Genomic DNA, 26,263 nt, shown 5'->3' on the forward strand with positions numbered 1-26,263 from the left:
GCCATCCCTTGCCTACTCCCTCCTTAACGGGTGAAAATTTACATCATCCAATCCTTACCTCCCTAACCGATCAAAAAAAAAATCGTTTTTCGTGCAACTTTTTTCCTCTTCGGCTGTCTATTAGGTAATCAATCAAAAAACAAACAGTCATGAAGTTATTTTCAACCCCTCTTCTTGTTTTGTGTTTGGCAATCCCCTTCTTGGGATTTGGGCAAGATGAAGGTGACGAATACCTCGAGTTTAACGACCGAAACAATGTAGTACACGGGGTGTACCTCGGCCTAACCATGGGCGTGGGCGAAATCGATGGCGATCCGGCCTATATGGGCGGACTTAAAATAGCCTATGTGGCCAATCGCCAGTTTGAGGTCGGTTTTGCGGGTAATTTTCTCTATTCCGAACAAGATATTTATAACAATAGCCTAGGACGTTATGAGGATTTGATCGGGGCCTATGGCGGCCTCCACCTAGAACCTATATTCTTCAGCAAAAAACGGGTCAACCTTTCTTTCCCCCTTTTACTGGGGGGCGGGGGCGTTGGGTATATCGACCATCGCTTTCACGATGATGCCGTTTACGAAGAAGAACTTACCGAAGATGATTTTGACGTGGTCTTTGTGGCCGAACCCGGCATCAGCGCACTTTTTAACATTTCGCGCTACCTACAACTCGAAGCGGGGTTAAAGTACCGATTTTCGAGTAGAATAGAACTTCCCCCGACCCGTACCACCCGCATAAACGGCTTCTCCGCCGGTATAGGAATCAAGGTGGGCATCTTCAATATGGGCCGTAACCGATATAAAAAGAACATACAATGAAAGCAGAAGTAAAAACGCGCTGTGCCTTTTGTCATGACGTTATCGAAACACAACATGTGTTTTGCGAAGGCGATCAGGTCTATTTAAAGGGAGGCAACGAAAATCCCCTGACGGAAGAGGAATGGTATCCCATTAATTTTCAGTGGATTTCCGTTGTTCGACTGGAAGAACACTTAAGGTAGCATCCCTGCCTAAACAAAGTACAATTCATCAACCGGCCTGTTGGACAACAGGCCTAAAATCAATCAAAATGCGAACAAAAACCCTATTTGTCGCCACGGCCGTGGCATGTACGATCCTAAGCTCCTGTGACTACGAACATATAAAAGCCTCGGGAGAAATTACGAACAAGGACTTTACCGTTTCCGATTTCGACCGGCTCAAGGTTTCCCATGCCTTCGATGTATATGTCACCTTTTCTGAAGATGAAGAGAACATACGCATAGAGGCGAACGACAACCTGCACAAACGTATTGTCGTGGCCCGCGAAGGCAACGGACTTGTCGTCAAGCTTAAAAAGTATACCACCGTAAGGGGCAATCCCACCTTAAAAGCCTTTATAAACGCCCGGGATATTTCCGAAATCGACCTTTCCGGAGCGGCCAGCCTTACCCTCGAAACCCCATGGGACACGGATAGGGCCCGAATCGAGCTTTCAGGGGCTTCCGACCTGAACGGGGAAATCATCGCCGACTACCTCGATATCGATATGCACGGCGCCTCGGAAGGGGATATTTACGGCGAGGTAAAATCGGTACATGCCAAGCTTTCGGGAAGCAGCGACCTCAGGGACTACGATATGCAGGTCGAGCGCCTGAACATAGACCTTTCGGGAGCGAGCGAGGCCTTTCTTACCGCAACGGAGTCGATAGATGTCGAAGCAAGCGGGGCGAGTACCTTGAACTACAAAGGGCCTGCGGACATAGGGCACCAACGTATTACCGGTGCCTCCCAGCTAAAAAACAGAAATTAGCCATCGGCTATTTATGACGTTTTTTTAACTCGGCTTCGATATCCTTTAGCGAAAAACCCTTGGCCTGAAGCAATATCAGATAGTGGAACAACAGATCGGCACTTTCGTATAGGAAGAGATCGTCGTTATCGTCTTTGGCCTCTATAACGGTCTCGACCGCTTCCTCCCCTACTTTCTGGGCAATTTTATTGATCCCTTTTTCAAATAGGGAGGCTACATACGATTTACTGGAATCAGCGGACGTCCTCCGTTGTTCGATAACCTTCTCAAGCTCCGACAGAAAGCCAAAATGGGGGTCGTTCCCCTCGCCCCAGCAGGTATCGGTGCCTTTATGGCACGTAGGCCCGACGGGATGTACCAAGACCAAAAGCGTATCGCTGTCGCAATCGGACTGTACGGACACGAGGTTGAGAAAATTACCGCTTTCCTCCCCTTTGGTCCATAGTCTTTTCTTGGTACGACTGTAAAAAGTTACCTTTTTGGTTTCCTGGGTTGTTTCGAGTGCTTCCTGGTTCATATAACCCAGCATCAAAACCTTCCTTGTCAGGGCGTCTTGTACGATCGCCGGTACGAGTCCATCGTTATTCTTATCGAAATTTACCTTCATTTTTACGCTTCTTTTGATTAGATGGATTTTTCGGGCACCCCGTTCATTCGCATCAGATAGATAGGAAAACCCAGACCTTTTTCCGTGTTAAATATCTTTAACCCAAATTTCTGGTACAGCTTTACATTGTGCTGGCTGGCCGCATCGACAATAACGGGCAATTTGGTGTCCCTGTATTCCTCATAGACCTGTAAAATGAGCCTTGGGGCCGTAACCCCGCCCCTGTACTCGTTCTTTACCGCAAAAATCATAGGCCGTATATGATCGGTTTTCGGATAATTGCGTTTTACGATTTTCTGCCGCTTCAATACCTTGGCCACCCGTTCTATGCCTATACATTTGAAGGCCAGGCGCAAGGTAGAGTATATTTTACCGAAAGTCAGCCGGTCCCTGTTCGAATAGGTGAGAAGCAGACAACTGGCCCTGTTATCGGAAAGACAGACCACGCCCGTTCGCATGGCCGTATCGAAAAGGTACTCCATTAACACGCGCATGCGCTTGCTTCGCTTATGATCCTGTTTAACTACAAAATTGATGGAGTTGTCTTCCTTAAGGGGCTCGAAGGCCTCTACCAATATGTCCACCACTAAATCCCTATCCGCTTTGGTTGCCTTTATCAATGCTTTAAAATCTTTACTATACTATATTCTTACAGGAATCCCATTTTCCCGTAACTCTTGTTTTAAGTTTCCTATACCGATTTCCTTAAAGTGAAAAACACTGGCCGCCAAGGCCGCATCGGCTTTTCCCTCCTTAAAGGTATCGATAAAATGACTTGTTGTTCCCGCTCCTCCCGAAGCAATGACCGGAATGTTCAATTCTCCCGACAAGCGGGCCAATGCCCCATTGGCAAAACCGTCTTTGGTACCATCATGGTCCATAGAGGTAAAAAGAATCTCCCCTGCCCCCCGTTCCTCGACTTCCTTGGCCCATTCGAACAACTTGCGTTCCGTGGGCACCTTGCCCCCTACCAGATGAACGATCCATTCACCTTCTATCTGTTTGGCATCAATAGCCACCACAATGCATTGCGAGCCAAATTTCGATACCAGGTCGTTGATCAATTGCGGGTTTTTAACCGCGGAAGAATTAATGGAAACCTTGTCGGCACCATTGTGGAGCAAAACGTCCACATCTTCTATCGAAGAGATACCGCCCCCTACCGTAAACGGGATATTGACCTTTTCGGCTACGCGGTATACCAAATCGGCCAAGGTCTTTCGTTTTTGTTCCGTTGCCGAAATATCGAGAAAGACCAGTTCGTCCGCCCCCTCCCTGCTGTATATTTCGGCCAGTTCGACCGGATCTCCGGCATCGCGCAAATCCACAAAGTTCACTCCCTTAACGGTGCGCCCGTCCTTAATATCCAAACATGGTATTATTCTCTTTGCTAACATACTTTAAGCTAAAACCTGATGTTGGGATAGGAGTGCACGTGGATTCGTTGCTTATTTAGGCTCAAACAACCCAAAAATAAAAACAAATTTTACATTAGACTCCCCCGTCCCTTATTTTTTAGTTCTTAATACGATTTTGTCGGGCCTACGACCCATATTGCAACACAAAGCCTTCCAGCTGCTTTATGCTTATCCGGTTTTCGTAAATGGCCTTGCCGATTATGGTGCCCTCGCATCCCATTTCGGCTAGCCTTGGCAGCTCATCGTAGGTCGAAATGCCCCCGGAAGCTATCAATTTTACACCCTTGCATTCTTCTATAATACGTTGGTACAGGTCGAAAGACGGGCCTTGCAGCATACCGTCCCTTGAAATATCCGTACAGATGACATAGGCGATCCCCTTTTCTTGGTACCCCTTGATAAAGGGTATCAGCTCTTCGGTAGATTCCTCTTGCCAACCTGAAACGGCTATCTTTTCGTCCATGGCATCGGCGCCCAAAATAATCTTATCGGGGCCATACGTTGTAATCCACCCCGAAAAAGTTTCCTTGTCCTTGACCGCAATGCTACCACCGGTAATCTGATGGGCCCCGCTATCAAAAGCGATCCGCAGGTCCCGGTCGGTCTTGAGTCCCCCGCCAAAATCAATTTTCAAAGAGGTTTTTGAAGCGATCCGCTCCAATACATGGTAGTTGACGATATGCTTCGATTTGGCCCCATCCAAATCTACGAGGTGCAGGTATTGTATACCGTGGTCCTCAAATGCCTTGGCGACCTCCAAGGGGTTTTCATTGTAAATTTTCTTGGTATCGTAATCGCCTTTCGACAGGCGAACGCACTTACCTTCTATAATATCTATTGCCGGTATTATTCTCATGGTCCTATTCGTTGTCCGTACTACTGTATTTCTCCGTTTTCGTTCCTGTTCTTGGCTTCAACACGCCTCTCCCCTATATCAAACACTCCCCAAAAAATTCCCGAGGATCCGCTCCCCTACATCGCTGCTCTTTTCGGGGTGAAACTGGGTACCGTAAAAATTGTCCTTTTTCAATGCGGCACTGTAGTTGATACCGTATTCCGTTTCGGCGATGGTTTCACCACATATGGGGGCATAAAAACTGTGTACGAGGTATATATGCGAGTTTTCCTCGACATTTTCAAAAAGATCGGACTTCAGCTTAGCGATCTGGTTCCAACCGATCTGGGGTACCTTAACCCCCGGCGAAAACTTGACGACATCCACATCAAAAATTCCCAGGCCCTTGGTATGGCCTTCCTCGGAAGAGTTGCACATTAACTGCATGCCCAAACAAATGCCCAAAACGGGCTGTGTCAATTGTGGGATAAGACTATCAAGACCGCTTTCGCGTAGCTTTTTCATGGCGCTGCTGGCCTCTCCCACCCCGGGAAATATCACCTTGTCAGCAGTCTTGATTTCGTCGGCATCGTGACTCAGGACGGCCTTGTAGCCCAAACGTTCGATGGCAAACTTGATACTCTGGATATTGCCCGCCCCGTAATTTATAATTACTATTTTCATTTTAATTCGTCTTGAATACAACGAAGGTAACCGGTGCAAGACGTATTGACGATATACTGCCTTGTACCCTTACTTCGTAAAGTTTTAAAGAACCCCTTTCGTACTTGGTAACACCATTTTTTCGGCATCGCGCTTTACCGCCATTTTAATGGCCTTGGCAAAGGCCTTGAAAATGGCCTCGATCTTATGGTGCTCGTTGGTGCCTTCGGCCTTTACGTTTAGATTGGCCTTGGCCCCGTCGGTAAACGATTTGAAAAAGTGGTGGAACATCTCGGTAGGCATATCCCCTACCATTTCACGGTTGAATTCTGCCTCCCAGACCAGCCAATTGCGACCTCCGAAATCAATGGCCACTTGCGCCAGGCAATCGTCCATGGGCAGGCAAAAACCGTAACGTTCAATTCCCAGCTTCTGGCCCAAGGCCGTTCCGAATACTTCACCCAGGGCAATGCCCGTATCCTCTATGGTATGGTGTTCGTCTACCTCCAGATCGCCCTTTACCTTGATTTCAAGGTCCATTTGGCCGTGACGGGCCAGCTGATCCAACATGTGGTCAAAAAAGGCCAATCCCGTTTTAATGTCGCTCTGTCCCGTACCGTCGAGGTTCAACCTGATAAAAATATCGGTTTCGTTCGTCTTTCTACGGGTCTCGGCGGTTCTGTCCTTTAGTTTTAGGAACTCGTAAATTTTTTCCCAATCATTGCTTTCAAGGGCGATAAAATCGTTCAATTCCTCCTTTTTGACCGTAATTTCACCTGCTCCCAAATGGGTTTCGTCATTGATGAAAATACCCTTGGCCCCAAGGTTTTTGGCCAGTTCAACATCGGTAAGCCGATCACCGATAACAAAGGAATTCGAAAGATCGTAGGCCTCGGAAAAATAATCGTTCAACAAGCCGGTTCCGGGTTTTCGGGTATCGGCATTCTCGTGCGGAAAGGTTCTGTCGATAAAAACCTTGTCGAATACGACGCCCTCGTTCTCGAAGGCCTGCATAATAAAATTATGTACCGGCCAAAAGGTAGCTTCGGGAAAACTTTCGGTACCCAATCCGTCTTGATTGGTGATCATGACCAGTTCGTAATCGAGCTCCTTGGCGATTTTTCCCAAATAGGTGAATACCTTGGGGTAGAACACCATTTTTTCAAAGGCATCTATCTGCTCGTCTACCGTTTCTTTGATGATGGTGCCATCGCGATCAATAAACAGTACTTTTTTCTTCATCAGCTCAAGCTTTTTAAAGCGGTAACAAGTTTAATGTTTTCGTACTTGGTACCAATGGTTAAACGGAGTGTGTTCCCACATAGCGGCTGCGAACTTCTATTTCTGACCACTACCCCCATCTTTAAAAGTTCATTATAACGTTTGTTCGCATCGTCTACCCGTACCAATATAAAATTGGCATCGGACGGGTAGATTTTTTCGATACATTCGATCTTGGGCAACACTTTTAGGAGCAAGTCCTTTTGTTCCAGAATCTCACGTACCTCAGACTCGATACGCGATGCATTCGAAACCCTCCGCAAGGCCCGCGACTGGGTCAGTTCGTTTACGTTGTAAGGGGGTTTGATCTTATTGAGAACCTCTATGATCTCTTCGGATGCCATACAGATTCCCAAACGTATACCGGCCATACCATAGGCCTTCGACAGGGTTTGGGTCACCACCAGATTCGGAAATTCGGATAGGCGCGAAACCCACGACGCCCCGTTGGCGAAATCGATATACGCTTCATCGACCACCACCAATCCGTCGAAGCCTTTTAAAAGCGCAACGATGCCCTCCGCTTGAAAACTGTTGCCGGTGGGGTTGTTGGGCGAACAGACAAAGATAAGTTTCGTCCGTTGGTCGACGGTCTTTAAGATTCCCGCTACATCCGGTTCAAAACCCTCGGTCAAGAGCACCTCCCTGTTTTCTATTGCATTGATATCGGCCAAGACCTTGTACATACCGTAGGTAGGCGGCATGGTGATGATATTGTCGACCCGGGGTTCGCAAAACCCCCGATACAAAAGGTCGAGCACCTCGTCGCTACCGTTGCCCAACAGCATATTTTTTGGCCCTATACCTTTCTGATCGGCCAGCACCGCCTTCAAACTCCGCTGCTGTGGATCGGGGTAACGGTTGACCCCGTTTTCGAAGGGATTCTCGTTGGCATCGAGAAAAACCATTCCCGACCCATCGGACACATATTCGTCCCGTGCCGAGGAATAAGGCTTTAGGCCTTTTACATTTTCCCGGATAATGTTATCTAGACTAAACCCCATATTACATTCTTTGGTTCCTTAAACTATTCAATCGCAGGGTAACGGCATTTTTATGGGCCTGCAAGCCTTCGGCCTCGGCCATAATCTCAATGGCTTGCCCAATTTCCTGTATCCCCGTTTCCGAAATTTTTTGAAAGGTCATGCTTTTCATAAAACTGTCCAAGTTCACCCCACTGTACTGCTTGGCGTAACCGTTGGTCGGCAGGGTGTGATTGGTGCCCGAGGCGTAATCGCCTGCACTCTCGGGCGTATAGTTGCCGATAAAGACGGAACCCGCGTTTTTAATATTGTCAACAAAGAAGTCCTCGTTTTTAACACAAACAATATAATGTTCGGGGCCGTAGGCATTGATCAGGTCGTTGGCCGTCCGGTCGTCTTCCACATAAATCAATTTGCTATTGGCAATGGCCTTTTCGGCAATATCCTTTCTTGGCAGCCGTGGGAGCTGTTTTTCGACTTCCTTTTCCACGGCATCGACCATATCCTTTGAAGTTGAAACCAGGATAACCTGACTATCGACACCGTGCTCGGCCTGACTCAACAAATCGGAGGCCACAAAGGCGGGATTGGCGGAATCATCGGCCAGCACCAACAGTTCACTGGGGCCGGCGGGCATATCGATGGCAATACCGTATTTGGTGGCGATCTGTTTGGCCACGGTCACGTATTGGTTTCCCGGGCCGAAAACCTTATACACCTGGGGAACGCTTTCCGTACCAAAGGTCATGGAGGCTATGGCCTGGATCCCCCCTACTTTGAATATTTTACCTACCCCGCACAGGTGGGCCGTATAAAGAATGGCCGGATTGATTTTGCCCTCCTTGTCGGGCGGTGAACACAGCACCAATTCCTCACACCCGGCAATGGTAGCCGGTACGGCGAGCATTAAAATCGTTGAGAACAAGGGCGCCGTACCCCCGGGAATATAGAGTCCCACTTTTTGAATGGCCCTTTTTTCCTGCCAGCAGTGCACACCATTGGCGGTCTCCACCGAAACCCTTTCGGTTTTCTGGGCCTTATGGAATACCTCGATATTGTTCTTGGCCAATTGAACGGCTTTCTTAAGTTCGGGGGCAACCCGGTCGGCGGCTTCCCTTATTTCGGCTTCGGAGACGACGAGGTCTTCCAGTACAATACCATCAAACTTTTCGGTATACTTTCTTAAGGAGGCATCGCCGTGATCCCTTACTTCCTTGAATATGGCCTCTACGGTCTGTTCGATATCCGCCACGGTCTGTGTCGGACGCCTTAAAATGGCCTTCCACTCCGATCGGTCGGGATTATATATCTTTCTCATTGCTTTACTCTAAATTCTTGATCATATGGAAGCCCAAGGGTTCAAACCCATGACGTTTCCAAAACTCGACTCCCTTTTCGTTATTTACATAGGAATTGAGCTCTATGCTGTTACAATCCCTACTTTTTGCGTAATCATCCAGCCACTCCATCATGCGTCGGCCTATTCCCCGACTTCGGTATTCCTCCCTCACGAACACATTATCAAGCTCCAAATGCTTTCCTTTATACAGCTTATGCAGCAACCAAATACCACAGCAGCCGATCAACCTTTCGTTATCGTAAACGCCCAAACATTGGTATCCGCCCATGGACAGCATCGGCTTCAAGCGGCTTTTCAACACCGAAACGGAAAACTTCCCCTTATTCAATTCGTAAACCAGGGGCAGAATACGCTCCATTTCTCCATAGGGAATCAATTCCAATCTTAAATTGTCCATCATTCCCAATCAAAGCACCATTTTCTCGATAGGGCAAACCAAGATGCCCTCGGCACCTGCAGCCTTTAACTCGTCGATTACCTCCCAGAACTTATCCTTATTGATTACCGTATGGACAGAACTCCAACCTTCTTCGGCCAAGGGAAGAACGGTGGGGCTGCGCATACCCGGCAACAACCTTAATATGGCGTCCAATTTTTCGTTCGGAGCGTTCAAAAGGACATACTTCGATTGCCTGGCCTGTAAAACGGACTGGATCCTGAACTGTAGTTTTTTCAATATTTCGCGGCGTTCCTCTGAAATTTTGGGCGAAACCGCCAGAACCGCCTCACTGGTCAACATAACCTCTACCTCTTTCAGGTTGTTCTTAAAAAGGGTGCTCCCGCTGGAAACAATATCACAAATGGCATCGGCCAGACCAATGTTGGGAGCAATTTCAACGGAACCGTTGATAATGTGCAAATCGGCCTTTACCCCGTGTTTGTCCAAGTACATTTGAACGGTATTGGGGTAGGATGTCGCGATTTTTTTTCCCTCAAAGTCATGTACCGATGTATATTTTACCGATTTGGGCACGGCCAAGGATACCTTGCACTTTGAGAAGCCCAGTTTCTCGGCGATGGAAATATCCTCGCCCTTTTCGATCAATACGTTCTCGCCGATAATGGCTATATCAACCACGCCATCCCTCAAATATTGGGGTATATCGCCGTTTCGCAAATAAAAGACCTCCAAGGGAAAATTACGGGCCGAGGCCTTTAACTGATCCTTGCCATTGTCAATGGAAATACCACAATTTTTTAGAATCATTAGCGAGTCTTCGTTCAGGCGTCCCGATTTTTGAATAGCAATCCTAATCTTTGTCATTTTCGTTTGGGTGTTCGATTGATTATATGAGTTCTAAAAACAAAGCCCGTTTGATTTCTCAAACGGGCCGTAAATATGTTGCAACACTACAATACATTTCTACCTCGCTTGAGAGCCAGTGTAAAAATGATGGTGATGTGTGTTTCTGTTTTTCATTACGTTCGTAAAATTAAAACTAAATTTTAACCGTACAAATTTATTTTAATTATTTCCCAAAATCAATGGTAGTCCCGATTCGCCGCTACCGACCACCACTACTTTTGTATTGGGCGATTTTGCGAGTTCGATGGTCGCATCGATTCCCTTGTCCTGTAGAATTTTATCGGTAAGCGATGCACTTAGTATCTTATTCGCATCGGCCTTACCTTGAGCCTCGATACGCACCTTATCCGCCTCCTTGGCGGCCGTTACCAAACGAAATTCGTATTCCAACGACTCTTGTTCTTGTTTGAGCTTGCGCTCAATGGCCTCTTTAATGGTAGCCGGCAAGGTGACATCGCGCACCAAGACTTCGTTCAATTGAATGTATTGGCCATCGACAATTTTTTCCGTCTCCTCGAATATCTCCTGTTGTATGGCATCGCGCTTGCTCGAATACAACTGTTCAGGTGTATAGCGGCCCACTACGCTTCTAGCGGCCGAACGTATGGTCGGCAAGAGTACGCGCTGAATGTATTCGGCACCCTTTTCTTGGTGAAGTTTTCCCAAAAATTCGATTTTAGGCTGAAACCAAACCGAAGATTCCAATTTAATTTCCAAGCCATTCGATGAAAGCACTTGCATTTTTTCAAGTACCTCTTGCTGCCTAACCTCATAGACAAAAACCTTGTTCCAAGGGGCCACAATATGGAATCCTTCCCCCAACGGGGGCTCATCGGTAACGACCCCGCCACCGAAGGTCTTATAAAGCACCCCTGCCTCTCCCGAACCGATCGTAACGGCCGACTTTGAGATTAAAATAACGAGTAAGACAAAACCGAATATGACCGGCAATGCTATTTTTGGCAATTTATCCATGTAGTATATGATTTTAAGTTAGTCCGCTATATTTGCGGATGAACCATTCAGCAGCCAACGAAAAGACGATAATTGCCAATAGCATCCGGAAATCTATCAAAGATACGATATTTTGGTCGCTTACCTGCACAGGTACAAACCGCTGGTCGGAAACCAAACTATCTACCAAGGCCGTAACCCCTGAAGGATAGAACAGAACACCATCGGTATTCTGCGCCAGACGTTCCATTTTTGGGTAGTCGGTGGACAGGAACTGTTTTTCCACATCAAAGTCAAGAATGGTAAACCGCCCCGATTTTGAAATCCCATCCCCCTTTTCGGTAACCGTAAAAGTGTACTTGCCCGGTTTTAAATTGCTCAAATCGGCCTCGTAGTATCTTCCTTTCAACAACATGGGGATTTCCATGCTCCCAGTTATGGTGCCGCCTTCGAGCCTTAGCGAAAGATCCGCCTCGGGATCAAAGACAAAGGTATTGTCGAAATAGGTAGCCTGGATTTTGGCATCCCGGCTGCCCGAAAAAATAGCTTCGTACTCCAAGGTCAAGCGCTCGCGCGACTGGTTGCTGGTGAGCAGCAGGACCAATTTGCCGATCAAATCGTCAAAATTTTTGAAATTCCGGTCCCTCCGATACGATTGCATCCGCCATTTCCAGATGTCTTCCCCGAAGAAGACCGCCTCTTTTTGCACGTCACCGTTGAAAACCGCCAACAAGGGCTGTTTAACGTCAACGCCCTTAATGCGCTGGCCCAACAACACTTCGGCCTGCTCCCTTAGCCGTATTTCCCCGAGGCTTCCCGTTACCGGGGGCAAATCGGCCACCGAAAAATCCTTGGTATCGAAGAGGGTAAAGCCTTCGTTGAGCAGGGCCCCTATCGCTTCGGACTGTTGGGAGCTGTTTTTGGCAAATGCGCTTTGGACTTGGTTCAAAAAAGTCCAGTTCGTTCGGCTTCCGGCAAGGGTCAAGACCCCCGTCTTACTGTTATCGATATAATCGTAGACCGCCTTGAACGAATGATCGGGCTGATAGAGAATAAAGAGGTCGGTATCTTCCCATGCCTTCGCATCGGCCTTGGGCCTGGCAATGGAGACCGACCGTTGGCCGTTGCTTTCTATGGCCTTTTTTAACGCGGCTATATCAGGATGCACCCAATTGGAAACGAGGGTAACATTTGTTTTTTCATCAATGACCTCTACGGCGATTTCCTTTAAATTATTGGCAGTGTTACGTTCGTCGGGCAAGGCCTCTATGGAAACCGTTATATTTTTAAGGCCCACGGACCCAGCGTCGAACAAAGCGTTGATCACCCTTACGTTGTCGCTGCCATTGAGGCTCAAGGTTTCCCTGTAGACCTGTTTGCCGTCTTCAAGAACGACAAGCCGGGATCTTGTATCCGACGAACCAAAGTAAGAGACAAAAATCTCGATGGGATACTTGTTCTTTAAAAAAGCATAGCGATTGGCGTTTACCTGGGTAATGGCCAGATCTTCATAACGGGTAGTATCGCCTATGGCCACTGGATAGATGGGCATCTCTTGGTTTTTCCCGTAAAAACCATAATCTTGTCCCAAGGTCTGATTGCCATCGGTAATCATGACAATCGCGGCATTGGACCTGGAATAGGCCTCTTGTACCGTTTTCAAGGCCGTCGTAATATCGGTTTGCCCCCCGGCAAAGGTCAGACTGTCGTTGCCTAGGGTACGATCAAAGCTATAGGGGCGTATTTCGAACCGTTCCGATATTTTGGCATCATCCCGTATGGCGTCCAACACCGACTCGATATCGTCTTGATAGGGTGCGACCGATGAACTGTTGTCGGTCAATAAAATGAGATTGGCCTTTTCGGTGGAATAGACCTTCTTCGAAAACTTAGGGTTGACAAGGAGAAGCAAAAGCCCGAACAAGGTCGTAAAACGAAGAAAAGAGAGCAATATAGCGATGCGCCCTCTTTTCCTTGTTTTGTAATAATATTGAAACAGTGCGATTACCAAGGCTATTATGGCGGCTAGGATAATCAAAATAACTGTTTGAATATGCATTAATTGAAATCAGTTTCAGGTTTAAGCCTATAGATCTTGGTATTCGGACAAGTCAATCTTCCCACGGGAAGCAATCCCCTCCTCTTCGAACCTTAGGTAAGCATGCCCCCGTCTACGTTAAGCACCTGCCCGGTAACATAGTCGGAAAGGTCGGAAGCGAAGAACAGACAGGCATTGGCGATATCCTTTGGAGTGCCCCCGCGCTTTAGGGGAATCCCATCACGCCATCCCTGTACGGTTTTCTCGTCGAGTTTTTCGGTCATTTCGGTTTCGATAAAACCTGGTGCAATGGCATTGCAACGTATGTTGCGCGACCCCAGTTCGAGGGCCACCGATTTGGTAAACCCGATCATTCCGGCCTTTGAGGCCGCATAATTGGTCTGACCCGCATTGCCCTTTACACCGACGACACTGCTCATATTGATGATGGACCCTTTGCGCTGCTTTAACATGGTGCGCTGTACGGCCTTGGTCATATTAAAGACCGATTTCAAGTTGATCTCGATAACTTTGTCAAAATCGTCTTCTGACATCCGCATCAACAGATTGTCCTTTGTTATTCCGGCATTATTGACCAAAATATCGATACCGCCAAAATCTTCCAATACCTGGGCGACCAATTTTTCAGATTCCTCAAAACTCGCAGCATTACTCTTATAGGCCTTAGCCTTTACCCCCAAAGCATTCAACTCTTTTTCAAGGGCCAATGCAGGCGCTTCACTTGAACTGTAGGTAAAGGCCACATTGGCCCCTTGTTCGGCAAAGACTTGGGCTATACCGGTACCTATTCCCCTGCTGGCCCCCGTAATGATTGCAATTTTTCCGTCTAACAATTTCATGCTTTAAAGTTTTTCTTAAGTCTTACTTTCAAATATAAGTTTTGTTTTACACAACAACGATAAAAAAATCCCGTTTCCGAAAAGTCGAAAACGGGATCAATATATGTTTTCGGGCATTAGCCCATAACCTCTTTTACCTTTAAGCCGATTTCGGCAGGGGAGTCGACCACGTGAATGCCGTGTTCCCTCATGATCTTTTTCTTGGCCTGTGCGGTATCGTCGCTTCCGCCCACAATGGCCCCGGCGTGTCCCATTGTTCTACCGGCAGGTGCGGTTTCTCCGGCAATGAACCCAACAATGGGTTTTTTGCTACCGCTTTCTTTATACCACTTGGCCGCATCCGCTTCCAACTGGCCCCCGATCTCACCGATCATAACCACACACTCGGTCTCCGGGTCGTTGATCAAAAGCTCAACGGCTTCCTTGGTAGTGGTTCCGATGATCGGGTCGCCACCGATTCCTATGGCCGTGGTGATGCCCAAACCTTGGCGAACCACTTGATCGGCCGCCTCGTAGGTAAGTGTTCCCGATTTGGAGACAATACCGACATTGCCCTTTTTGAAAACAAAGCCCGGCATGATGCCTACCTTGGCTTCACCTGGGGTAATCACCCCCGGACAGTTGGGCCCTACCAAACGACAGTCCCTATCCTTTATATAGTTCGACGCCTTTACCATATCGGCAACAGGAATACCTTCGGTAATGGTAATGATCACCTTTATTCCGGCTTCGGCGGCCTCCATAATGGCATCAGCGGCAAACGCGGGCGGAACAAAAATGATGGAGGTATCGGCCCCCACCTTTTCAACAGCCTCGGCCACCGTATTGAAAACAGGTTTGCCCAAATGTTCTTGTCCTCCTTTTCCAGGGGTTACCCCTCCGACTACGTTCGTACCGTAGTCGATCATTTGTCCTGCGTGAAAAGTACCTTCGCTACCGGTAAAACCCTGTACTATGATCTTGGAATCCTTATTTACTAAGACGCTCATGCTTTATGATATTCGTTAACGTTATTTTATATTGTATCACTGTTTATACGGTGGGCAACAAAAATATGGGATTGCCATCGATTTCTAAAGAATTTGCCCCGTAATTATTCTTCTAATTTTTTCAATATGCCCGGAATTTTTTTAACGTAGGCCAATTGCTTCAACTTTTCCCTCGATTCCTCTATGGGCGTACCGAAGTAGCTTTTTCCGCCTGCTACGGACTTGGTCACCCCGGTCTGCCCCATAATGACGGCCTTCTTGCCAATGGTTATACCGCTGTTCGTGCCCACTTGTCCCCATATGGTCACCTCGTCCTCGATTACCACACAGCCCGCTATGCCCGTCTGCGAGGCTATCAGGCATTTTTCACCGATTACCGTATCATGGCCCACGTGCACCTGGTTGTCCAGTTTTGTTCCCTTTTTTATGGTCGTATCGCCCGAAACCCCTTTATCAATGGTACACAGCGAACCGATCTCGACATCGTCCTCGAGAACGACCCTTCCTCCGGAGACCAACTTATCGAAACCCGTATCCCGCTTTTTGTAATAAAAGGCATCGGAGCCCAATACAGAGCCCGAATGGATGATCACATTATCGCCGATAATACAGTTGTCGTAAATGGATACGTTTGAATGGATCAAGCAATTATCGCCGATCTTTACATTGTTGCCAATAAATACATTGGGTTGAACCACCGTATTTTTACCGATTTTGGCCGAAGTGGCGATGCGCTTCCCCGCTTTTTCGAAGGGCTTGAAATAGTTGGTCAGCTTATTAAAATCGGTAAAGGGGTCTTCTGATATCAGCAAGGCCTTGCCATCCGGGCAGGCCACCTCCTTATTGATCAAGACAATGGTCGCCTTGCTCGCCAAGGCCTTGTCGTAGTACTTGGGGTGGTCGACAAAAACGATATCGCCCGCCTCGACCACATGAATTTCGTTCATGCCGAGTACGGGAAAATCATCGGCCCCCACAAATCGACAATCGATCAATGTCGCAATTTGCTTTAGGGTATGGGGTACAGGAAATTTCAAGAAAAATAGTTAAAGTGCTTATTAAAGTATGCCTTTCCCAACGAAAGTCTATTCCTTGACCCGTTCCATATACGAACTGCTGGAAGTATCGATTTTTATTTTATCGCCCTCGTTTATAAAAAGAGGCACGTTTACCTCGGCGCCCGTTTCCACCTTGGCCGGTTTGGTGGCATTGGTAGCGGTATTGCCCTTTACCCCAGGTTCGGTATAGGTGACCTCCAAGACGACGCTGGCGGGCATATCTACCGATAGGGGCATACTATCCTCCGTATTGAAAAGAATGGTTACCACCTCGCCCTCCTTTAAAAGGCCCGGGGTGTCCAGTGCACTTTCTTGTAGCGTAATTTGGTTGTAATCATCCGTGTTCATAAAGTGATAGGTTTCCCCTTCGGCATAAAGAAATTGGTAGGATCGGGTCTCGACGCGGACATCATCGATTTTGTGGCCCGCAGAAAAGGTGTTGTCCAAAACCTTGCCGTTGGATAAACTCTTTAGCTTGGTACGTACAAAGGCCGGACCTTTACCGGGCTTGACGTGTAAAAACTCAATGATCTTGTAGATGTCGTTGTTGTAGCGAATGCACAACCCTTTTCTAATGTCGGATGTTGATGCCATATATGTATTATTCGAATAAAGTTAACAATTAAATCGGGGAATAAATATACTAGCTATTGCTGAAATAGCCCTTCATGATACCCCGTTGGGAATCTCTGATGAACTGTAAAATTTCATCCCTTTCGGGAGTAGCTTCCATTTCGGCCTCGATGATCTGTGTGGCCTGGGTGTTGTTGTAATGCTTTTGATACAGGATGCGGTAAATGTTCTGTATTTCGCGAATTTTTTCGGAGGCGAAGCCCCTTCTTCTCAAGCCCACGGAATTGATACCCACGTATGACAGGGGCTCGCGGGCCGCCTTTACGAACGGAGGTACGTCCTTGCGTACCAGGGACCCTCCCGTTACAAAGGCGTGCTGCCCTACCGATACAAATTGATGCACGGCGACCAGACCGGCCAAAATCACGTTGTCGCCTATCGTAACATGGCCCGCCAAAGTGGAGTTATTGCTAAAAATACAGTTGTCGCCGACAATGCAATCGTGGGCCACGTGGCAGTAGGCCATGATCAAGCAGTTTTTTCCGATTACGGTTTTATTGCGGTCGGAGGTACCTTTGTGGATCGTGGCGCATTCGCGGATCGTGGTTCCGTTACCGATGGTCACGGTCGTCTCCTCTCCCTCGTACTTCAGGTCTTGCGGCGGTGCCGAAATTACCGCTCCGGGAAAAATATTACAGTTTTTACCGATCCGGGCGCCTTCCATGATGGTAACGTTGGATCCGATCCACGTACCTTCGCCAATGGTAACGTTGTTGTGTATGGTCGTAAAGGGTTCGACCACTACGTTTTTGGCAATTTTTGCGCCTGGATGTATATAGGCAAGGGGTTGGTTCATGTTATTTGCTTTTAACGATTTGGGCCATCAATTCTGCCTCGCAGACCAATTTATTATTGGCATAGGCATAGGCCTGCATGTGACATATCCCTCTTCGTATGGGCGATATCAAGCTGCAATTGAATATTAGGGTATCTCCCGGAAGTACCTTTTGCTTGAACTTGACATTGTCCATTTTCATAAAGAAGGTCAGGTAATTTTCGGGGTCGGGCACGGTGCTCAGCACCAAGATACCCCCTGTTTGGGCCATAGCCTCTACCTGAAGTACCCCGGGCATTACGGGCGCTCCCGGAAAATGCCCCTCGAAAAAGGGTTCGTTCATGGTCACGTTCTTCATGCCCACCACATGGGTATCGGAAAGCTCTAAAATACGGTCGACCAACAAGAATGGGGGACGGTGGGGCAACATGGCCATAATCTGGTTGATATCCATCAATGGCGGTTGGTCCAAGTCGTATTTCGGTACGCGGTTGCGCCTTTCGAGCTTGATGATCTTGGCCAATTTTTTGGCGAACTGCGTATTGACGTAATGTCCGGGTTTATTGGCGATTACCTTGCCCCGGATACGGGTTCCGGTAAGGGCCAGGTCCCCGATCACGTCCAACAGCTTGTGCCTAGCGGCCTCGTTGGGCTGGTGCAGGGTCAGGTTGTCCAGAATTCCATTGGGTTTGACCGACAATTTCTTTTTGTTGAAGGCCTTTTCCAGTTTTTGCATGGTCTCCTCCGAGATCTCCTTGTCCACATAAACGATGGCATTGTTCAGGTCGCCCCCCTTGATCAGTCCGTTTTCCAATAGCATTTCCAGTTCGTGCAAAAAGCTAAAGGTCCGTGCATCGGCAATTTCATCCTTAAAATCCGATAGCTTTTCCAGGGTGGCATTTTGGGTTCCCAAGACCTTGGTCCCAAAATCGACCATGGTGGTTACCTGATAGGTATCGGAAGGGATAACGGTTATTTCACTGCCCGTTGCCTCGTCCTTATAGGAGATTACGTGCTTAATGACATATTCTTCGCGCTCGGCGTCCTGCTCCTCGGCTCCGACAATTTCAAGGGCCTCGACAAAATATTTTGCGGAACCATCCATTATCGGTGGTTCGGGAGCATCCAATTCGATCAAGACATTGTCGATTTCCATACCCACCAAGGCCGCCAGAACATGTTCGGAAGTATGGATCTTAACGCCCCGTTTTTCGAGATTTGTACCCCTTTGGGTGTTAACTACATAATTCGAATCTGCCTCGACGATAGGTTCTCCTTCCAAGTCTACCCGCTTAAACGCATAACCGTGGTTTACGGGTGCCGGGACAAACTTCATGGTCACCTCGGCGCCCGTATGTAATCCGACACCTTTGAGGATCACCTCCTTTTTAATTGTTCTCTGTTTCATTCTTGTATTGCTCGCTGTATTTTTTTTCCAGTTCGTCAATTCTATTTGAAATTTTCGGTAATTTCTTAAAGTAAACGTACGACTTGTTGTAATCGCCGTAGTTCAATGCCGGGGACCCCTGTAAAACCTCATCGTTCTGAACGTTTCTGCCAATACCCGATTGCGCCTGGATCTTTACGTTGTCGCCGATCGTAATATGGCCCACGATACCTACCTGCCCCCCTATCATGCAATGCTTACCGATCTTGGTAGAACCCGCTATGCCCGTTTGGGCGGCGATCACGGTATGCTCACCGATCTCAACGTTATGGGCGATTTGAATTTGATTGTCGAGCTTTACCCCTTTTCGCAGTATGGTGGAGCCCAAAGTAGCCCGGTCGATGGTCGTACCCGCACCCACGTCCACATTATCTTCCAAGACGACGTTTCCGGTCTGCGGGACTTTTTGGAACTCGCCGTCCTTATTCGGACTAAAACCGAAGCCGTCGGCCCCGATTACCACCCCGCTGTGTATGACACAGTTTTTACCGATAACCGTTTCGGAGTACACCTTGGCACCTGCAAAAATAACGACGTTATCGTCGATCTTCACATTATCGCCAATGTAAACGTTCGGATATATCTTTACGTTGTCGCCGATGGTAACATTGCTTCCCAAATACGAAAAGGCCCCCAAGTAAAAGTTTTCACCGTACGTCGTGGTATCAGGTAAAAAAACCGGTTCCTCAATGCCGACTTTATTCTTCTTTACCTCGTTGTATACCTTCAGCACTTTCGAAAAGGCCTCGTAGGCATCATCTACCTTTATAAGGGTGGTCTCTAATTTTTGTTCTGGCACAAAGTCCCTATTTACAATGGTTACCGAAGCCTTTGTAGTATAGATGTACGATGTGTATTTTGGATTTGCCAAGAAGGTCAACGATCCCGTTTCCCCTTCTTCTATCTTAGCGAGTTTATAAACGGCTATCTCTGGATTTCCATCGAGTTCGCCCTCTAAAATTCCCGCAATTTGACCTGCCGTGAATATCATGAGCACAAAAGTAAGAAAAATTGTCAAACGGAATCTTTGGGAAAACAGATATAATATTTGGTCACCGTATTTGAAAGGGCCCTTAGGTTAAGCTGATCGGAGGCCTTGGCCACATCGACCAATTTGCCGTTCTTCCTCAATATATTGATATGTTGTTTGCCCAGGTCGTAAGCCTTGTTTTCGATCTCGCCGGTAAAGACAAAGTACGCGGCCTCTTGTTCGCTGAGCGCATATTTTTCCCGTATTCTTTTAAAATGCTTGTCGATCTTGGCCTTGGCTATGGGCTTGTTTTTCAACTTTACCTTGAGCAACCTTCGGTTCAACAACATGGTAGAAAGTGTCGATAGTACAAAGTCTTCACTTTTTTGCCAAACCTTGATGGCCGATAGTATATCGATGTCGTCGAGTTGGGCAAAGGTATCCAGCACATTTTTGTCAAAGTCTTTTCGGGCTATCTTGTTTTCCATAAAAAAACGAAGCGGTTCGCTACAAAGCCGTAATTGGTCGCCCTTTAAGGTTTCCTTGGCCCTTTTCAGTATGCGTATCAACAGTTGTTCGGCGACTATGCCCGTTTTATGCAGGTACACCTGCCAATACATAAACCTTCGCGCGATCAAGAATTTCTCGACGCTGTAAATGGCCTTTTCCTCTACGACCAAGTTTCCGCCGACCACGTTCAACATCGATATAAGCCGTTCGGAATTGATATTGCCCTCGGCGACGCCCGTGTAAAAACTATCGCGCTTCAAGTAATCCAAACGATCCATGTCCAATTGACTGGAGACCAATTGGACCAAGAAGTTTTTTTTATGCCGTCCCTTAAAAATGGAGATGGCGGTAGTTAAACTTCCGTTAAAAGTTCGGTTCAGGGTTTCCATAAATTGAAGCGAGATATACTCGTGGTCGGTATCTTCGACTATGCTGTGCTCCATGGCATGGGAGAAAGGTCCGTGGCCGATATCGTGCAGTAGAATGGCGCAGTAGAGCCCCTTTTCCTCGTCGTCGGTAATCTCCACCCCTTTTAAACGCAATACCTGCACGGCCTTTTGCATCAAATGCATACTTCCGAGCGCATGGTGAAACCGGGTATGATGTGCCCCCGGATATACCAGGTACGACAGTCCCATTTGGGAAATTCTTCGCAACCTTTGAAAGTAAGGGTGCGCTATAAGATCAAAGATAAGGGGATTGGGAATTGTAATAAATCCGTAAATTGGATCATTGAAGATCTTCAGCTTTGTGGTCGTTGTCAAAATAAAATCGTTTGCCATATTCTATTTGTCAAAGTTAACCAAAAGCTGATGCAATCTACTTTTGGAACCCGTCATTTTTAATGGTGGGCCCTATAGGTATCCGACGCCAAAGGGGATCGGGGCCAAAGCAGAACGATATAAACACTAAAAAAGCAAGACACTATAATGAACAATATCTCCATACTTTGGGTAGATGACGAAATAGACCTTCTCAAACCGCATATCATATTCCTAGAGAACAAAAATTACAAAGTTATTACCTGTAGAAGTGGGCAGGAGGCCCTGGAGGAATTACAAAAAACCAATGTAGACATCGTTTTTTTGGACGAGAACATGCCGGGCATTTCAGGATTGGAGACCTTGAACGAAATCAAGGTCATCGATTCTTCCCTCCCCGTCGTAATGATTACCAAAAGCGAGGAAGAGTTTATAATGGAAGAGGCCATTGGCGCCAAAATCGCCGACTACCTGATCAAACCGGTCAACCCCAACCAAATCCTTCTTTCCCTTAAAAAGAACCTGGACCATTCCCGCCTGGTTTCCGAAAAGACCACGGCCAACTACCAGCAAGAGTTCCGAAAGATCGCCATGGACCTTTCGATGGTCAATTCGGTAGACGAATGGATCGACCTGTACAAAAGACTGATATATTGGGAAATGAGGCTCGAGGATATCGAGGACAACGGGATGTTCGAAATACTTGAATCGCAAAAAACGGAAGCCAACAACCATTTTGGAAAGTTTGTCGACAGAAACTATCTCGATTGGTTCGGTGGCGACGGCCCGGTAATGTCGCACACCTTGTTCAAGGAGTGGATCCAACCGGAAATCGAAGACGCCCCCACCCTCTTGGTCGTTATTGACAATTTGCGCTACGACCAGTGGTATGCCTTTGAAGATACCGTGGGCACTTACTACAAAAAGAACAAGGAAAATTCATATCTGAGTATTCTCCCAACGGCCACGCAGTATGCCCGAAACGCCATCTTTTCGGGACTCATGCCCCTTGAGATGCAAAGGAAACACCCCGACTGGTGGAAAAACGACAATGAAGAAGGGGGCAAAAATTTACACGAAGCCGATTTTCTGGGGGCCCAGATCGCACGTTTGGGCCTTGATCTCAAATGGGAATACCATAAAATAAGCAGCTTAAGGCAGGGCAAGCAGCTATCGCAAAATTTCCGCACGCAAAAGGACAACGACCTAACGGTAATCGTTTATAATTTTGTCGATATGCTTTCGCATGCCAAGACCGAGATGGAAGTAATCAAGGAACTGGCCAGCAACGACAAGGCCTATCGCAGCCTGACCCAGAGCTGGTTCAAGAATTCCCCCCTTGTCGAAATCATTCAACAGGCCCAGCAGTTGGGCATGAAGCTGATCATCACCACCGACCATGGCACCATTAACGTAAAACAGCCCAGCAAGGTTATAGGAGATAAGGAAACCAGCCTTAACCTCAGGTATAAGACCGGTCGAAGCCTGACTTACGAAGACAAGGATGTACTTGCGGCCAAAAACCCCGAAAAAATTCACTTGCCCCGCATCAATGTGAGCAGTTCCTTTATTTTCGCCAAGAACGACCTGTTCTTTGCCTATCCGAACAACTACAACCACTATGTTAGTTACTACAGGAACACATACCAGCACGGCGGGGTGTCATTGGAGGAAATGATCATTCCGTTTGTAGTACTTTCGCCAAAATAATTAGGATTTGAACATGGACATAACTTACAAAGAACAGGAGCTCGACCAAGTTGCCAAGCAACTACTGGGCAAATCAAATTCAAAAACCCTGGCCTTTCACGCCCCGATGGGTGCCGGCAAGACCACTTTGATCAAAGCCATGCTAAGGGAACTGGGCGCCATTGACACCGGAAGCAGCCCCACGTTCGGTATCGTTAACGAATACCATAACGAGCATGGAGGCCTTTTGGCCTATCATTTCGATTTTTATCGCTTAAACGACGAAATGGAAGCATTGGACATGGGCCTGGAAGACTATCTGGACAAAGACTGCTATATTTTTATGGAATGGCCCGAAAAAATACCTTCGCTGGTACCGCCCGATACCCAAAAGATCACCATAGACATCATTGACCCGCACAGAAGGAAAGTGACCCTTTGAGGGCGGGGTATTTTCTTTTGACCGTGAAAGCGGCCCAACACATCGTTTTCTCGAAACTTTTATTGTCTTATCCGTGTTAAAATCGACCAAATACCATTTTTTTACGTTAAAATGTCAAATTTCTTCGATTTATAACAAAAACTTAGTGGTTTTTTTCCTACATTTGAATCGTAAAAACCTAATTATTTAACCAAAAAACCCTCGAAAATGAGAAAAATCGTATTTGGCCTTTTGGCATGTGTAACCCTGTTAGCCGTATCTTGTGAAACCAGTTCTACCGCTGATGACGACAGTGTTTACGAGACACATTCAATAGACAAGAAAACAGCTCAAACAGAAGATGATGCACGAAAAGGGCGAGGATAAAACAGACCTCTTTATCCGATTATCATTAAAAGCGCATTAGTTTGCGCTTTTTTTGTACAATAAAATTTAGTTTTGGCAGTTAGGTAGAATAGTATGTCAGACAAAGGAAAAATAAGGACGAGGTTGATTATAGAAGGGGTTATTGCGTTTCTGATTGTTATTTCCCCCATTCTATTCTATTTCTATAAGTATATACCTAAAACCGAAGAAAATTGGGAGTTCCTCCATATTACCTTCACAAATAACGGCTACAGGGATGTTGGTACCGCCTTTTATTATTATTTAACAAAAATTGTTCCATTAACCCTTTTAACCATTTGGTTTATCACATGTAAGCGTTGGTGGTACCATGCCATTCTTATTCCAATCGCAATGTATAGCTTTCAACTATATAGTGTCCTAAGTGAGGATATTACCAAAATAGATGAAAATGAAATACTATACTTGCTAGGGGTTTGTATGTTAGTTGTTCCGGTTGTATATCTAATCCGTATCAAACTGGTAGACAAATATGTACACGGCATCGACTTGGAGGCCATGGAACAAGAGCTGCAGGAACTAAAGGAAAAACAGGCCAGGGAAAAGGCCAGGCAAATGGCCAAGATAAACAAACAGATCGAAGGTGCATCCCCTGCGCCAAACGATGCCGACCTGATGGAGGAAGTAGTCCCAAGCCCCCATAGCCCATCAAAAATCAAGCAGTTTCAAGGTCAGCTTAGCAATTGGATAAATTTTAAGTTTTGACCGATCCATCATTTTATAAACAACTGCCTTTCATTTTGGCTTTCCAATTTCGTAAATTGTCGTATTTTTACTGTTAATCGAAATTATTGCGATTGCAGCATCTACTATGAACCAACCAGCCTCTCCGTTCAGCAAACAGCAACTACTCCCCCAGGAAGAAACCCTTGAGGTCTTACGTCAAAAAAGAGAACTCTATATCGGTATCCCTAAGGAAAACCAGTATCAAGAACAGCGCATTTGCCTTACACCCGATGCCGTTAACGCCATAACCTCCAACGGCCACAAAGTACTGATAGAATCGGGCGCCGGTGAAGGCGCCGATTATACCGACCTGGATTTTGTCAATGCAGGTGCCGAAATTACGAGGGATACCAAGAAAGTGTTCTCATGTCCTTTGCTGTTAAAGGTAGAGCCCCCCACCCTGTCGGAAATTGAAATGCTCAATCCGCAGACCACGATCATTTCGGCCTTGCAGCTAAAGACCCAATCCAAGACCTATTTCGAGAAACTGGCCAAAAAACGGGTTACCGCCATCGCCTTCGAGTACATTCGCGACGACGACGGAAAATATCCGGCCGTTCGCTCCCTCAGTGAGATTGCCGGTATTTCATCGGTGCTTATCGCCTCTGAGATTATGGCGGCCACCAACGACGGCAACGGTCTAATGTTCGGGAACATAAGCGGGGTGCCACCCGTCGAGGTGGTCATTATCGGTGCGGGGACCGTGGGCGAATTCGCGGCGCGGTCGGCCATAGGCCTTGGGGCCAACGTTAAAATATTCGATAACTCGATCACCAAATTACGCAATATACAGGCCAACCTGAAACAAACGGTCTACACCTCCACCATTCAACCCAAGAACCTGATGAAGTCGCTAAAAAGGTGCGATGTGGCCATCGGGGCCACACGGGGAAAGGACCGGACCCCGGTAGTGGTATCGAGCGACATGGTCGAGAACATGAAAAAAGGGGCCGTGATCATTGATGTAAGCATCGATATGGGCGGTTGTTTCGAAACCAGCGAGGTAACCAACCACGCCAAACCTACCATTGAAAAATTCGGGGTCATCCACTACGGGGTACCGAACATTCCCTCGCGCTATCCGAAAACCGCGACACTTTCCATAAGCAATATTTTTACCCCCTACTTATTGGAACTTGGGGAAAATGGCGGTATGGAAAACTCCTTGCGCTTCAATAAGGGCTTGAGGAACGGACTTTACATGTATCACGGTATCCTAACCAACAAATCGGTTGGCGAATGGTTCGACTTACAGTACAGCGACATTAATTTCCTGATTTTCTAGTATCGAAATATCCCAATAAGCATTTTAGGTTTCAAGCCGATTATTAAAGGCGTATTTGTATTTTTGCAGCCTTAATGCTCAAAGCAATTCATTTATATGGCCTTTTTAAAACGTTTGGGTTTTTATTTGATCGGATTATCGATCGGTATTGTCTTTCTCACCCTCTTCCTGAAAAAAAAATCAGAGGAAACAGGTACCGAGTTTTGTTATTTTCCCAACTGTAGGGTGCTAAAGGACCTTCGTTCAAAGCCCATCACCTTCTCCGATCAAGTAAACCAACAGCTTAAAGCAAAGGACATCGATACATTGGACATCACCCTGTTCCTAAAGAATGGCGACGTCGATTTTGGAAGGAGCGACACCAAGGCCAAACCCTGTAAGATCTACTGGATAGAGGGTGATTTGAAAGGAGATCGACAAACCCTAAAATTCAAAAACTGTTCGAACAAGGTAGTTCTCGACGAGATACCGAACTAG

The 26,263-nt window shown here is 46.9% G+C and carries 29 protein-coding genes; 9 read left to right on the forward strand and 20 right to left on the reverse strand.

The features are described from left to right. Positions 1 to 149: 149 nt before the first annotated feature. The 3 genes from BUB37_RS06205 (at position 150) to BUB37_RS06210 (ending at position 1,791) form a co-directional block, all read left to right on the forward strand. The gene (locus BUB37_RS06205; protein WP_139278082.1) at positions 150 to 818 is read left to right on the forward strand and encodes a hypothetical protein; all 669 of its coding nucleotides are present in this window, start codon (positions 150 to 152) and stop codon (positions 816 to 818) included. Continuing rightward, positions 815 to 1,000 carry a hypothetical protein gene (locus BUB37_RS21425; protein WP_139278083.1) on the forward strand — a complete coding sequence of 62 codons (186 nt, stop codon included), beginning with the start codon at positions 815 to 817 and terminating at the stop codon, positions 998 to 1,000. Before BUB37_RS06205 ends, BUB37_RS21425 begins: the two co-directional genes overlap by 4 nt. A 68-nt stretch (positions 1,001 to 1,068) precedes the next feature. Next, entirely contained in the window at positions 1,069 to 1,791 is a 723-nt protein-coding gene (locus BUB37_RS06210; RefSeq protein ID WP_072990438.1) for a head GIN domain-containing protein, read from the forward strand. 7 nt (positions 1,792 to 1,798) lie between these two features. On the opposite strand, the gene hisIE is transcribed toward BUB37_RS06210, so the two are convergent. The 20 genes from hisIE to BUB37_RS06310 form a co-directional block, all read right to left on the reverse strand. Further along, on the reverse strand, positions 1,799 to 2,416 hold the full coding sequence (gene hisIE, locus BUB37_RS06215; protein WP_262987426.1) for a bifunctional phosphoribosyl-AMP cyclohydrolase/phosphoribosyl-ATP diphosphatase HisIE: 618 nt from the start codon (positions 2,414 to 2,416) through the stop codon (positions 1,799 to 1,801). Continuing rightward, the gene (locus tag BUB37_RS06220) at positions 2,416 to 3,018 is read right to left on the reverse strand and encodes a hypothetical protein (RefSeq protein ID WP_072990445.1); all 603 of its coding nucleotides are present in this window, start codon (positions 3,016 to 3,018) and stop codon (positions 2,416 to 2,418) included. The genes hisIE and BUB37_RS06220 overlap by 1 nt, the downstream gene beginning before the upstream one ends. Positions 3,019 to 3,039: 21 nt before the next feature. After that, complete coding sequence (gene hisF, locus BUB37_RS06225; protein ID WP_072990448.1) at positions 3,040 to 3,795, reverse strand: imidazole glycerol phosphate synthase subunit HisF; 756 nt, start codon at positions 3,793 to 3,795, stop codon at positions 3,040 to 3,042. Positions 3,796 to 3,940: 145 nt separating this feature from the next. Beyond that, positions 3,941 to 4,672: a 1-(5-phosphoribosyl)-5-[(5-phosphoribosylamino)methylideneamino]imidazole-4-carboxamide isomerase gene (hisA, locus tag BUB37_RS06230; RefSeq protein ID WP_072990452.1), complete on the reverse strand. Its 732-nt coding sequence runs from the start codon at positions 4,670 to 4,672 to the stop codon at positions 3,941 to 3,943. Between the two features lie 78 nt (positions 4,673 to 4,750). Then, positions 4,751 to 5,335: an imidazole glycerol phosphate synthase subunit HisH gene (gene hisH, locus BUB37_RS06235; protein WP_072990455.1), complete on the reverse strand. Its 585-nt coding sequence runs from the start codon at positions 5,333 to 5,335 to the stop codon at positions 4,751 to 4,753. Positions 5,336 to 5,419: 84 nt separating this feature from the next. After that, a complete protein-coding gene (gene hisB, locus BUB37_RS06240; protein ID WP_072990458.1) occupies positions 5,420 to 6,556 on the reverse strand; it encodes a bifunctional histidinol-phosphatase/imidazoleglycerol-phosphate dehydratase HisB in 1,137 nt (378 codons plus the stop codon). Continuing rightward, the gene (gene hisC, locus BUB37_RS06245) at positions 6,556 to 7,599 is read right to left on the reverse strand and encodes a histidinol-phosphate transaminase (protein WP_072990462.1); all 1,044 of its coding nucleotides are present in this window, start codon (positions 7,597 to 7,599) and stop codon (positions 6,556 to 6,558) included. The genes hisB and hisC overlap by 1 nt, the downstream gene beginning before the upstream one ends. A gap of 1 nt (position 7,600) precedes the next feature. After that, positions 7,601 to 8,896 carry a histidinol dehydrogenase gene (gene hisD, locus BUB37_RS06250; protein ID WP_072990465.1) on the reverse strand — a complete coding sequence of 432 codons (1,296 nt, stop codon included), beginning with the start codon at positions 8,894 to 8,896 and terminating at the stop codon, positions 7,601 to 7,603. Between the two features lie 4 nt (positions 8,897 to 8,900). Continuing rightward, complete coding sequence (locus BUB37_RS06255) at positions 8,901 to 9,335, reverse strand: GNAT family N-acetyltransferase (protein ID WP_244526747.1); 435 nt, start codon at positions 9,333 to 9,335, stop codon at positions 8,901 to 8,903. Between the two features lie 9 nt (positions 9,336 to 9,344). After that, complete coding sequence (hisG, locus tag BUB37_RS06260; RefSeq protein ID WP_072990470.1) at positions 9,345 to 10,202, reverse strand: ATP phosphoribosyltransferase; 858 nt, start codon at positions 10,200 to 10,202, stop codon at positions 9,345 to 9,347. A 201-nt stretch (positions 10,203 to 10,403) separates the two neighbouring features. Then, positions 10,404 to 11,219, reverse strand: coding sequence for a prohibitin family protein (locus tag BUB37_RS06265; protein ID WP_072990474.1), 816 nt, complete (start codon positions 11,217 to 11,219; stop codon positions 10,404 to 10,406). 13 nt (positions 11,220 to 11,232) lie between these two features. Next, complete coding sequence (locus BUB37_RS06270; protein WP_244526748.1) at positions 11,233 to 13,236, reverse strand: vWA domain-containing protein; 2,004 nt, start codon at positions 13,234 to 13,236, stop codon at positions 11,233 to 11,235. A 113-nt stretch (positions 13,237 to 13,349) separates the two neighbouring features. Continuing rightward, positions 13,350 to 14,096: a 3-oxoacyl-[acyl-carrier-protein] reductase gene (fabG, locus tag BUB37_RS06275; protein ID WP_072990481.1), complete on the reverse strand. Its 747-nt coding sequence runs from the start codon at positions 14,094 to 14,096 to the stop codon at positions 13,350 to 13,352. Between the two features lie 116 nt (positions 14,097 to 14,212). Beyond that, positions 14,213 to 15,085 carry a succinate--CoA ligase subunit alpha gene (gene sucD / locus BUB37_RS06280; protein ID WP_072990484.1) on the reverse strand — a complete coding sequence of 291 codons (873 nt, stop codon included), beginning with the start codon at positions 15,083 to 15,085 and terminating at the stop codon, positions 14,213 to 14,215. A 104-nt stretch (positions 15,086 to 15,189) separates the two neighbouring features. Next, a complete protein-coding gene (locus tag BUB37_RS06285; RefSeq protein WP_072990487.1) occupies positions 15,190 to 16,122 on the reverse strand; it encodes a UDP-3-O-(3-hydroxymyristoyl)glucosamine N-acyltransferase in 933 nt (310 codons plus the stop codon). A 48-nt stretch (positions 16,123 to 16,170) separates the two neighbouring features. After that, a complete protein-coding gene (gene efp, locus BUB37_RS06290; RefSeq protein ID WP_072990490.1) occupies positions 16,171 to 16,737 on the reverse strand; it encodes an elongation factor P in 567 nt (188 codons plus the stop codon). 49 nt (positions 16,738 to 16,786) lie between these two features. Beyond that, a complete protein-coding gene (lpxA, locus tag BUB37_RS06295) occupies positions 16,787 to 17,572 on the reverse strand; it encodes an acyl-ACP--UDP-N-acetylglucosamine O-acyltransferase (RefSeq protein ID WP_072990493.1) in 786 nt (261 codons plus the stop codon). A 1-nt stretch (position 17,573) separates the two neighbouring features. Beyond that, positions 17,574 to 18,959: a bifunctional UDP-3-O-[3-hydroxymyristoyl] N-acetylglucosamine deacetylase/3-hydroxyacyl-ACP dehydratase gene (locus BUB37_RS06300; RefSeq protein WP_072990496.1), complete on the reverse strand. Its 1,386-nt coding sequence runs from the start codon at positions 18,957 to 18,959 to the stop codon at positions 17,574 to 17,576. Then, positions 18,940 to 19,989: a UDP-3-O-(3-hydroxymyristoyl)glucosamine N-acyltransferase gene (gene lpxD, locus BUB37_RS06305; protein ID WP_072990499.1), complete on the reverse strand. Its 1,050-nt coding sequence runs from the start codon at positions 19,987 to 19,989 to the stop codon at positions 18,940 to 18,942. The genes BUB37_RS06300 and lpxD overlap by 20 nt, the downstream gene beginning before the upstream one ends. A 23-nt stretch (positions 19,990 to 20,012) precedes the next feature. Further along, positions 20,013 to 21,242 carry an HD domain-containing protein gene (locus tag BUB37_RS06310; RefSeq protein WP_072992577.1) on the reverse strand — a complete coding sequence of 410 codons (1,230 nt, stop codon included), beginning with the start codon at positions 21,240 to 21,242 and terminating at the stop codon, positions 20,013 to 20,015. Positions 21,243 to 21,407: 165 nt separating this feature from the next. On the opposite strand from BUB37_RS06310, the gene porX reads away from it, so the two are divergent. The 6 genes from porX to BUB37_RS06335 all read left to right on the forward strand — a co-directional run bounded on the left by porX (position 21,408) and on the right by BUB37_RS06335 (position 26,263). After that, positions 21,408 to 22,949 (forward strand): T9SS response regulator signal transducer PorX, encoded by a 1,542-nt coding sequence (porX, locus tag BUB37_RS06315; protein ID WP_072990502.1) that lies wholly within the window; start codon positions 21,408 to 21,410, stop codon positions 22,947 to 22,949. Between the two features lie 13 nt (positions 22,950 to 22,962). Next, positions 22,963 to 23,370: a tRNA (adenosine(37)-N6)-threonylcarbamoyltransferase complex ATPase subunit type 1 TsaE gene (tsaE, locus tag BUB37_RS06320; protein ID WP_072990505.1), complete on the forward strand. Its 408-nt coding sequence runs from the start codon at positions 22,963 to 22,965 to the stop codon at positions 23,368 to 23,370. 207 nt (positions 23,371 to 23,577) lie between these two features. Next, positions 23,578 to 23,736, forward strand: coding sequence for a hypothetical protein (locus tag BUB37_RS21595; RefSeq protein WP_170863125.1), 159 nt, complete (start codon positions 23,578 to 23,580; stop codon positions 23,734 to 23,736). A gap of 93 nt (positions 23,737 to 23,829) precedes the next feature. After that, positions 23,830 to 24,480, forward strand: coding sequence for a hypothetical protein (locus tag BUB37_RS06325; RefSeq protein ID WP_072990508.1), 651 nt, complete (start codon positions 23,830 to 23,832; stop codon positions 24,478 to 24,480). Between the two features lie 106 nt (positions 24,481 to 24,586). Further along, positions 24,587 to 25,786 carry an alanine dehydrogenase gene (locus BUB37_RS06330; RefSeq protein WP_072990511.1) on the forward strand — a complete coding sequence of 400 codons (1,200 nt, stop codon included), beginning with the start codon at positions 24,587 to 24,589 and terminating at the stop codon, positions 25,784 to 25,786. A 96-nt stretch (positions 25,787 to 25,882) separates the two neighbouring features. Further along, entirely contained in the window at positions 25,883 to 26,263 is a 381-nt protein-coding gene (locus BUB37_RS06335) for a DUF4258 domain-containing protein (RefSeq protein ID WP_072990514.1), read from the forward strand.

This window comes from Pseudozobellia thermophila (genome assembly GCF_900141855.1).
Lineage (GTDB): Bacteria > Bacteroidota > Bacteroidia > Flavobacteriales > Flavobacteriaceae > Pseudozobellia > Pseudozobellia thermophila.